Annotated in this window: 6 protein-coding genes; 3 read left to right on the top strand and 3 right to left on the bottom strand. The window is 39.4% G+C overall.

All coding sequences use genetic code 11. The annotated features are described in order from the left end of the window. Positions 1-327: 327 nt before the first annotated feature. On the bottom strand, positions 328-849 hold the full coding sequence (locus Q0954_RS31015) for a transposase (protein WP_299464856.1): 522 nt from the start codon (positions 847-849) through the stop codon (positions 328-330). A 157-nt stretch (positions 850-1006) separates the two neighbouring features. Beyond that, on the bottom strand, positions 1007-2350 hold the full coding sequence (locus Q0954_RS31020) for a phosphatase PAP2 family protein (RefSeq protein ID WP_299464859.1): 1344 nt from the start codon (positions 2348-2350) through the stop codon (positions 1007-1009). A 463-nt stretch (positions 2351-2813) separates the two neighbouring features. On the opposite strand from Q0954_RS31020, the gene Q0954_RS31025 reads away from it, so the two are divergent. Then, a complete protein-coding gene (locus Q0954_RS31025; RefSeq protein ID WP_299464862.1) occupies positions 2814-3935 on the top strand; it encodes an NAD(P)/FAD-dependent oxidoreductase in 1122 nt (373 codons plus the stop codon). A gap of 910 nt (positions 3936-4845) precedes the next feature. Here the strand turns inward: Q0954_RS31025 and Q0954_RS31030 are convergent. Further along, positions 4846-7869, bottom strand: a complete 3024-nt coding sequence (locus tag Q0954_RS31030) for a T9SS type A sorting domain-containing protein (RefSeq protein ID WP_299464865.1) — start codon at positions 7867-7869, stop codon at positions 4846-4848. 697 nt (positions 7870-8566) lie between these two features. Between Q0954_RS31030 and Q0954_RS31035 the strand changes: the two genes are divergently transcribed. Further along, positions 8567-9052 carry a hypothetical protein gene (locus tag Q0954_RS31035; RefSeq protein ID WP_299464868.1) on the top strand — a complete coding sequence of 162 codons (486 nt, stop codon included), beginning with the start codon at positions 8567-8569 and terminating at the stop codon, positions 9050-9052. 364 nt (positions 9053-9416) lie between these two features. After that, a complete protein-coding gene (locus Q0954_RS31040; RefSeq protein WP_299464871.1) occupies positions 9417-9800 on the top strand; it encodes a response regulator in 384 nt (127 codons plus the stop codon). Positions 9801-9980 lie beyond the last annotated feature (180 nt).

Below are 9980 nucleotides of genomic sequence, written 5' to 3' on the forward strand. Positions count from 1 at the left end.
CTACAAAGGTCACCTCAAAAAACAGAAAATTCAAGCCAGAGGCTTTGCATAAATACAACAAACCAAAAATAAAGAAGAAAAATAACCAGAACGAAGGTTGACACACGATAGGGCGACCACAAGGGTAGCCCCTACAAAGGTCACCTCAAAAAACAGAAAATTCAAGCCAGAGGCTTTGCATAAATACAACAAACCAAAAATAAAGAAGGAAAATAACCAAAACGAAGATTGACACACGACAGGGCGACCAAACAGGTAATCTGAACAAATAGAAAAGTCAAGCCAGAGGCTTTGCATCCATAAAATAAACCCTGCTATCAAAGCACTTTATTTATACAAATCATCTTCTTTCCAATAAATAGGGTTTTCTATGATATACTCAGTGATTTTTTGATAAGCCTGGTCATTGCGAATGATGTGTTCCCAATAGTTTCGTTGCCACACTTTTTTATCAAATGGCTGCCAACCTAACTCTTTCACCCCACGAATATAATTAACAGTCACAATGGATTTGAAACCAGCTATTATGTTGCCCAAGGTGGGCGGTTTTTCATTTTTACTATCTATTTGTTCAGTGCTACACATCTCAACGACGGCATGAAAGTGATTCGGCATCACCACATAAGCATGCAAGCGAATTTCTGGAAAACGTGTGGTCAAAGCTTTCCATTCTTCTTCTACCATTTTGCCAGCAGCATTTGGCACTAGCTCACTGTTTACTACTTCACCAAACAACTTCAATCTATTTTGACAACAAAGCGTAATATAGTAAAGCGACTCTTGGGTATAATCATAGCCAGGCAAACGAATAGAACGCCTTTCATAAAATTTCTTACTATTATTTTCCATTCAAAATCAAGCTTTATTGACAATTCGCACGTTTTTACGTAAAACGGTGCTATAAAAGTTATACTTACCCAAAAGTATTCAAGTTGTTTTTTGTCACAAGAAAATGAACACTGTTACAAACGCTGCAACAAAAGTAAATTTCCTGCATTGAGTTATCTCATTCTGTAAATGCCTTGATTACCCACTGCCCGACTTTATTGCCTACTTCCAACCCCACTTCATTATCGGTACGAAAATGCACTCCTCCTTCAAAGCGGGATTCTGAGCATTCTTTTGCAAGTCCATCAAAGAACGATTTATCTTTGGGAAACAGGAATGACAACGCTTTGGCGATAGAGCCAGCAACGGTTGTATGTCCGGCAGGATAACCAGGGAAGTTGGGGGTGTCGATCAAAATAGGTTTGAAAGAAGAGTCGTACTGAAACGGTCGGATTCCCCAATAATGATATTTCCCATCCCAAGCGGCAATGATAGCATCGTAGCGTGCTGTATGAAAAATCGCATTCGCAAAAGCAGCTTCAAAGGGATTCAGGTTGTATTCCAGCATCTTTCGTTCGATCAGTCGATCCCAGACCGGCTCGCTTTTCCACTTCCAAGCGATTTCACTGCTTTGATGTTTTGCATTAAATTTCCGAAGCTCTTCCATGTCAGCAGACCAGTCTGTGGGAGGAGGCTTAGGTCTGAACTGATTGGGTTGAGCAAGGGTAAGGGGCTTCCATTGCCTTTTCACAGGGTCCCAAGGACTGGGATTCCCTGACCAAAGACTATCTGATTTTGGTACCCTCCCTTTCCAGCGACGGTCTGTGCGATCACCCTTGGCATATTCAATGTATTTCCTGGCTATTTTTCGTCCAATTTCCAGTCCCTTCTCAATGTCAGAGGGAAATTGCAGACCACTAGCAAGACGAGCAGATTTAAAGGCAGCGAGTTGACTATCAAGCAATTCTTTTTGTGCTGGAAAGTAATATCCTATGACCCGGTGGGCGGCTCCCGCCACGGCACTCCATTCGCAAATAAAAGCGGAGTAGTCAGGTTTGAATCCAAGCCTTTTGATCTTTGAGTCATACTGATAGGCCGCTTTCTGGAAATGAGCCTTTTTATGCTTCCAAACTTCCACCATAGCGTCATAGATTGCCAGATGCATAATGACCACCCGACCTCCATTTTTATGACCCTGATGATTTCGGCTGGCTTGCATAAGCAATTGGTGCCAGCGGTAAGAAGGATAAGCCCCATTCCAATACCTTATAGCCCACAGGTTCTCTTTCTCCATTTGCCGCTGAACAACCGCTATTTCCGAAAGTTTATCCTGAAGAAGTCTTTCATTGACTGGTGAAAAACGCTCCTGGAGTTTAAACTTGAAGGGCTTGAGTAAGGAAGGTGTCGTTTGCCCAGACCCTATGACTGGTTTAAACAGCATAGCCATCAAGCAGAACGTGTGTAGAAATAGCTTAGTGGAAATTTTAGGCGATAAGTCCATTGGCATTTTTTGATTTTTCATAAAACTAATACAAATAAAACAGCCGATCAAGCACAAACAATTCTGGTCTTTGCATTAACTCAATTAATGTCTCACGAGTTAACTGACTTTACGCAAAATAGCTAAAAACAAGAAGTTTGAGGGACAGATGGCTACTTTAGCCATTTCACAGTTTCTTCTCCTTAGCACTCTTGACACTACATAAGTAAAGTACTATCTCACGTCTTTTGTTCACTCGCTTTACTTCAAAAAAACTTAAGTAGCTACAGGTATGAGCGTTTTTCGAAGTGCACCAACAATTAAAATTTCTACTTTATCTACTTAGAAGCCAGAGTACTGATAAGGTGATATATTTTTATCGTTACACAATCATAAATGCAACAATGTTGCATTTATGATTGTTAATGGTTAAACTTGTAGCAGTTTTTCATTTGTATGAAAGCAAAGGTTATAAAAAGAGTTACATAACTAATGACCTCATAAGATGAGTGATATAGACAAGTATTATGACGTTATCATAGTTGGCGCGGGACCTGCGGGCATAGGAGTAAGTATTCTTTTGCAAAAGCTGGACATAAATCATATCATATTAGAAAAGACTTCGATTGGTGATTCATTTAGAAAATGGCCCAAAGAAACCCGATTTATATCTCCTTCATTCACGGGAAACTTTTTTAAGATGCCAGATTTGAATGCAATAACTCCAGCGACCTCTCCAGCATTCACACTATTGACTGAACATCCTACAGGAGAAGATTATGTCGAGTATCTTGAAAATCTTGCAAAGTATTATGATCTGCCAATTAAAACAGAGGTCTATGTAGATGCTATCCGGAAAAAGGCGGATTCTTTCGTGCTAAATACCACTAATGGAGCATACAAGAGCACCTATGCAATATGGGCAGCGGGTGAATATCAATACCCTAATAAGCGTGCCTTTGAAGGTGCTCATCTATGTACACATTACTCAGAGATTGACTCCTTTTCAGATTTGGATGGTGATGAACACATCGTGATAGGAGCCTATGAATCTGGTTTTGACGCCATGGTTAACTTAATTAGGGCGAGAAAGATAGTAACCCTCCTTGATGATTCTGACTATTTAAATCTGGTAAAAAGCGACTCGAGTTACTCCCTTGCTCCATTTACGAGAGACAGGATAGAGTATGTAGCTGATCTTTTTGATTATTACACTGAAACCAAAGTGAGCAGTGTAGCATTTGTAAATGCTACATACATCGTTAAAACCGCCAATGGTCATACATTCACGTCTCCCCAAAAGCCTATTAATTGCACAGGATTTGCCAGTAGCCTCACGCTTGTGAAGGAAGCGTTTGAGTTTAAAAATAACTACCCCCTGCTGAATGATTTTGATGAATCTACCAAGACAAAAAATCTATTTTTGGTAGGTCCACAAGTAAAGCATAGAAACGCATTGTTTTGCTTTATTTATAAATACAGGCAAAGGTTTGCCATAGTAGCCGAAAAAATTGCAAAAGAAATAAAAGTCCCTCATAAAACAATAGAGAAGGCTCTTCAAGAATATAAGAACAATAACTTTTATTTAGATAATTTATCGTGTTGTGATGATGAGTGTGTATGTTAAAATGAAGAAACCCATGGAAGTATTAAACTTGTTAGTGGGTTTCGAGCTAATTGTAGTGGGTTTATTATATCTCACGAAGCTTGACATTACGTCTGCCGCAAGTTGGTCTATTTTTGGGTGCATGTATATTGTAATGGATAAATATTCAATGCTTGAAAACATGTCAAAAAATCGTAAACTTGTAGAAGTTGTTAAATATGGTGCAGCCTGGCTTGGGTTCCTGATTAGTACCGCGTTTCTGGGGTATGTTGCATTTACAATTTAGACAATCATCTAGTACACCAGCTCCTAAATTTGTAAAGTCTATTTTGTGTTTTTTGCCCCCTGATTTCACTTCAAAAATATCACGTAGCTTTGGTTCCGATATGCATCGCATGCGTCAAAGCTTAATTTTACGAATACTTAAAATACCGTCAAAATCATCAAAAACGACTCTTTTAGGCGCAACTCCTACGGAGCCGTGTCCCGTTTCGTTTATTTTTTCTACCAAGGTTTCGCCCCACTGGGGCTAATATTCGTAATAAGTGGCATAAAAACGAGCAAAGAGTTTTGAGCGATTCCATAAAAATTGTGATTCAACACAACTTGAAGCTGGTTTTTACAGGCGGAATTTTAAGCCCTGACCAATGCGATATGCATCGGAATTGTAAACTAACTCTGATCAATTTTTAAAATTCATCAGAAAACAAAACACACTTAAATACTCTATTTACCTATTTAAGAGCAAGTGTACTAGTAATATATTACATAAGTAAAGCCCCCTCTCGCGCGCATCTGCGATGCGTGTATATGTAATTACTAGTAGAGGAGATTCTTAAATCGAATTAAAAAAGGTCACCTGAATACCAGGCGACCTTTTCGCTTTATTGATCTGTCTGTTACCCGTTTAAGTAACAAGTGGTTGCAATGACTATTGCTTCAAAAACTTTTTGGTGACTGTTTTTCCACCAGTGGTTATTCTGATAAAGTAAGTACCAGCCGGAAGGTCAGAAACATCTACACTGTTTGTGTTGCTCTTGCCATTGGCAGTTTTTTCAGCAGTTTTTACTGTTCTCCCATACATAGAAAAGATTTGAATCCCGTCTACCTCTCCCTGAGCGTTGATGTTCAACACACCAGTCGCAGGTACAGGATATAATGTAATATCGTTGCTTTTATCTAAGGCATAAGTCTCTAAACGAGTAGCGCCTGCGCTCTTGCTTCTTGAACCAATACAGAAGTCAGTAGCATCAGTGCTGTTAAACTCGCCACCGCTTGCAATGGTTCCGCCAGCGTAAGCCAAAGTATAAGAACCAGTACCATAAGCACAGCAAATACCATCGCCATAACTATCTTTTAAAGTAAAAGTATAGTCACCAGCCGCCAAGCCAGCAATAGTTTCATTTACAGTAGAACCATCAGGGTTGGCAGAAGAATAACTCTTAGAAGCCACTACAGCCCCACCTGCATTGGTAACTTCCCAAGAAGTTTCTTGTGGGTAATTGTCAAAAGTAATGGTCAAAGTTAAGTTGCCAGAAGCACAGTTGCTAACACTGCCAGTAGTTACACTCACATCGTCAATAGCAATGTCTGCCTGCCAGGTGCTGCCAGTTACACGGTTAAATCTCAACTGAACACTTCCACCTACATAAGCTGCCAAATCTACCGAAGCAGTGTTCCATTGGTTGCCTTGGTTACCAGTTTGGCTCCAAATGCTAGTCCAGGTAGTTCCATTGTCGTTGCTCGCTTCAAGGTTAAAACTTCCCATATCAGTCGCACCAAACATGTGGTACTTAAAAGTGAAAGTAGCCTGAGAAGCAGCACTTAAGTTAAAACAAGGCGAGTTTAAAATCGCTCTCTTGTTAGGATAACCAGTTCCATTTACCGAAGCTTCCACATATAAATAAGAGTTACCCGCAGCCGCCGAAGAAGGTCCTGTACCCGTAGAAGGCGTACCGTTGGCATCAATAGTCCAGTTTAAGTCATCGCCAGATGCTTGAGTCCAATCACCCAAAGTGTTTTCAAAGCTTTCGCCATAAGGGAAAGAAGCAACTCCGTTAGCACACCCGGTAGGAGTAGCGGTGGTCGTTACATTTACTGTGTTGCTTGCCCCTGAAATATTACCAGCTGCATCTTTAGCTCTTACCGAGAAAGAATAAGCAGTATTGGGGGTCAAACCAGTTACATTGTAGGAAGTTCCACTGGCAGAGCCAATCAAAGTAGAACCTCTGTAAACATCATAGCCAGCCACACCTACATTGTCAGTAGAAGCTGTCCAGTTTAAAGTAAGGTTGGTAGACGATACGCTGGAAGCGGCCAGGTTGGTAGGCGTAGAAGGAGCTTGATTATCTGGCACGGGGGTACCAAAACGGAAAGCAACCACACGGCTTCTTCTTACTTGACTCGCAGAGCCCTTCATATATTCGCCAATATGCCAGAAGGTTAAATCATCGGTTGGATCCATAGTGATTTGCGCATAGTCACCATAACGCCCATCAGAACGATTAGTTCTGGCATCTCCATCAGAAGCTACACCTTCGCCCTGAGTCATTACCCCTAGTGGATCACTTGCCAAACGACCAGTGTAACGAATAGAGGTGTACTTGGTACTGCTTACAATGGTATATCCCATACCAATGTTACCATTTTTGTCCATCGCAATACTACCACAAAAAGCACTGTGTCCATTGGGGTCGGTATAAGTACCCTCTTGGTAGATAGACCAGTTTCCACCAGCAGATGGCTGACGAAGTTCGTACCAGCGAATACCTGCTTTAGTATCGTTGCCGCTTACATCTACGACAAAATTCATTACTACCGAGTTATAAGTAGAAAAGCGACGGTAGTTAGTCATAAACATCATGGTAGCCTGTAATGCATCAATATCAGGCCCAGAACCAGGCTCGTCAAGGTTGCGGAAAGAACCACCATCAAACACTCCATCAAAAGCTGTAGTATTTAATTCTTGCGACAGAGTAATAGTAGAGTTAGAAGTGTTGTTCCAGTCTACATCTGAAGTCCATATTTTTAAATGGTCGGTAGATACACCAGACCAGGCATCATCTTGCATGTAAACAATCTGGTGTTTTGCACTTGAAGGAGGCAAAGAAGGACCTGTAGAGTTAAAACCACCAGGGCTATAAAAACCACTGTTTCTGATACCTGGCAACGGAAAGCCTATCAATTGAGAGGTAGCACCTGTGAGCATTTTATCTCTTTCTACTACGTACACTACTTCACTTGTAGAAGCGGAGTTTTGGTCTTTGTTAGCCGTAATATAGTAACCATCGTGCCAGATAGACATTTTTTCATAGTCAGGGAAAGATCCCGTGTTAAAACGGTAAGTATGCCATCCATCGTTTACAGGATCAGCACCTTTACAAACAGCTATTAAAATGCCATTAGGCGTGTTACTGAACTGCATAATAATGAATCGATCGGCGTAATTATCGTACATTACCACAGGGTCACCCAAGGTTTCGCCAGGAAAAATAGTTCCTAAAGAAGCCTCAGCCACCAATACATTTCCGCTACGGTCAAGTATACCAAAGCCAGAGTTAAACGCATATACGTAATGGTTGGGACCTATGGCACCAGTGGGGTCATTTAATACTGTACCAAGGTGAGCGTCGAAGTTAGCTACTTGAGTAGCGGCAGTAGTTCTCGAAGAAGCCGTTTTTTTGTGAGCAGCTGCTTGTCTTGCCGCCAGAGGATCGCCAGCGGCAGGTAAGCCCTTACCTTCTACAAAAATATTTTTTCCTCTGCGTTTGGGAGGAGCCACGTGCTCCATTCCGCTGGCAGCAATAATGTTATCCATGCTCGACAAGGCAGGGATGTCTCTTACATAAGCACTCGTAGTGCGATATGAAGCTTTTGCTGTAGGCTTTTGTTGTGCAAACGAGCTATAACACAGCGTTAACACAAAGATAAAGCTTAGTAAAAATTTACCTTTCATAAGTGTAATAAATAATTGGATTTATAAAATTGATTTGTGTAATTAATTTGCTCTGCTAAAAATCAAATAAGTGTAATATTTTGCCACTTTTTCAGTCATAAAGTGTTGCGCTATATTAGAAGGTTTAGACGGGAGAAGCAAAAAAAGCAAGGTTACAAAAAGTATACAAGGGGCTCTTTGGGCACAACCAGCAATCACTCACTGGGAATACAATAATATTTGACCACACTTTCAAAACACTGATAATCAATTTTTTATACATAAAAACAACTTTTAAAAAAGTATACAAAACTACTCTTGGGATACAACAAGTTGTTTTTCAATATTTTGTTGTTTTTTTTAAAAAACATGCAGTTGTGCAAAATTTTCAAAAAGTTTTAAATGATTTTACAAAATAAAAAACCATTAAACCCCTAAAAGCAATACATAATAATTGATAAAAACTTTTCTTAAAGATGTGTTGTTCCAACTCAAAAACTGTTGATGAGTAAATACTCAAACCTGAGCGAACAATCAATGTAATGAATAATCATTTTTTTTATCATTACCCTCCCTCGTGAGAAAGATGGACTTGTTCAAAAACAAAAAAGTGGTGTAATTATTTATTCAAAAATACCGTAGTTTTGCCTGCCATACGATACTTTATGGTAAAGCGTACATAATTGTATTTTTGATAAGTTTTAAAAGATCCAGTATTATGAATCAAGCCATCAAGACAGCCATTGACAAAGTAAGAGACAATGACTTTGTCAGCTACTTCGAGATTATGGAACAAATAGTGCCTACCAGTAAAAGAGCCATGTTTAGTCAATTGCGTAGTAAATTTAATTCTGATAGAACTTCGGTACATTTCGACCAACAGTTGATTGTATTTGCCAGAGAAGTAGAAAAGCTCGTGGCAGATGAGGATTCAGTTTCTGCCCAGTCTGGTTATTCTAATAAAGTAGTGATTGATGCCGGAAAGTTAAAAAAGCTAATTATGCAGGGGCAGTTGCAAGTGGTAATCAATGAACTTACTGATATACTAGATACACCTCACACCAAAGATCTATTTAATCGTGTGGTGGTCATTAGTGCTAACCTGAACAGTCTCAACTCTTTGACCATGACACGCGACGAAATAAGCCGTAAGCAAAGTCAATTAACAATGGAAGTATTGAATATAATCAACGAAATTGAATAATCTATCTATGGGTAACTTTGCAAAGGTTACCCTCATTTGCCTGCCTCTATGTATACCCAATTTATCAGCACCCAATAGCACCACATTTTATAAAAACACTACATAGTAAAATTTTAATTACTATTACTTATTTTTAGGTAGTTATGCCCCCTATTTGCCATTTTTTATTATTTACTCTTTATATTTTATGGGGTAAAAGGTTTTTTTATTTATAACAAACAATTATGTTAAGTAAATAATTCACAAAAATCTACCTGTTCAAAAAGAACTTACATACCAAGCCTGAGATATTAAATCCAAAACGCAGGTTTATGCCAAACATGTGTTAAATTAAAAGAGAATTCACTAAAACATCCAAGGCAATATGACTGACTATCACCATATTTTAATTATAGATGATGACAAGACTTTTATCAAAGTCAATCACAAAATTTTTAGCACGATTACGGGGTGTAGTAATGTAAATTTTAAAATGAGCGGAACTACTGCGCTGGAGTTTTTGGCTGAAATGGACAAAGCAGCTCAATTTCCAGATCTTATTACCCTTGACTGGCGTATGTCGCTGGGTAATGGCGCAGATTTTTTGAAAGCTTATGAGCAAAAGTATTATGCAAACCACCCCAACACCAAAATACTCATCATCACAGAAGCATCGCAAGAGGTAGCCCCTTCGCACCAATCACTCGATTTTGTATCAGGAGTATTGGCAAAACCACTCAAGGCTAACCAGCTTAAAGAAGTATTATAAAGAAAAAACCAGGTATATTTTACCTGGTTTTATGCAACAATACTCCGCAGTGATTTTAGCCAAAGTTGACTACTGATTACCTTCGGTGAGCTCGCCGTAGCAGTAGGAACGACACTAGATAATTAATAAAAAGCAACATCAGGATTTTCAAAAAACTTCTTGATGATGCTTTTTTTGTTT

The sequence above is a fragment of the uncultured Microscilla sp. genome, assembly GCF_947493425.1.
Classification (GTDB): Bacteria; Bacteroidota; Bacteroidia; order Cytophagales; family Microscillaceae; genus Microscilla.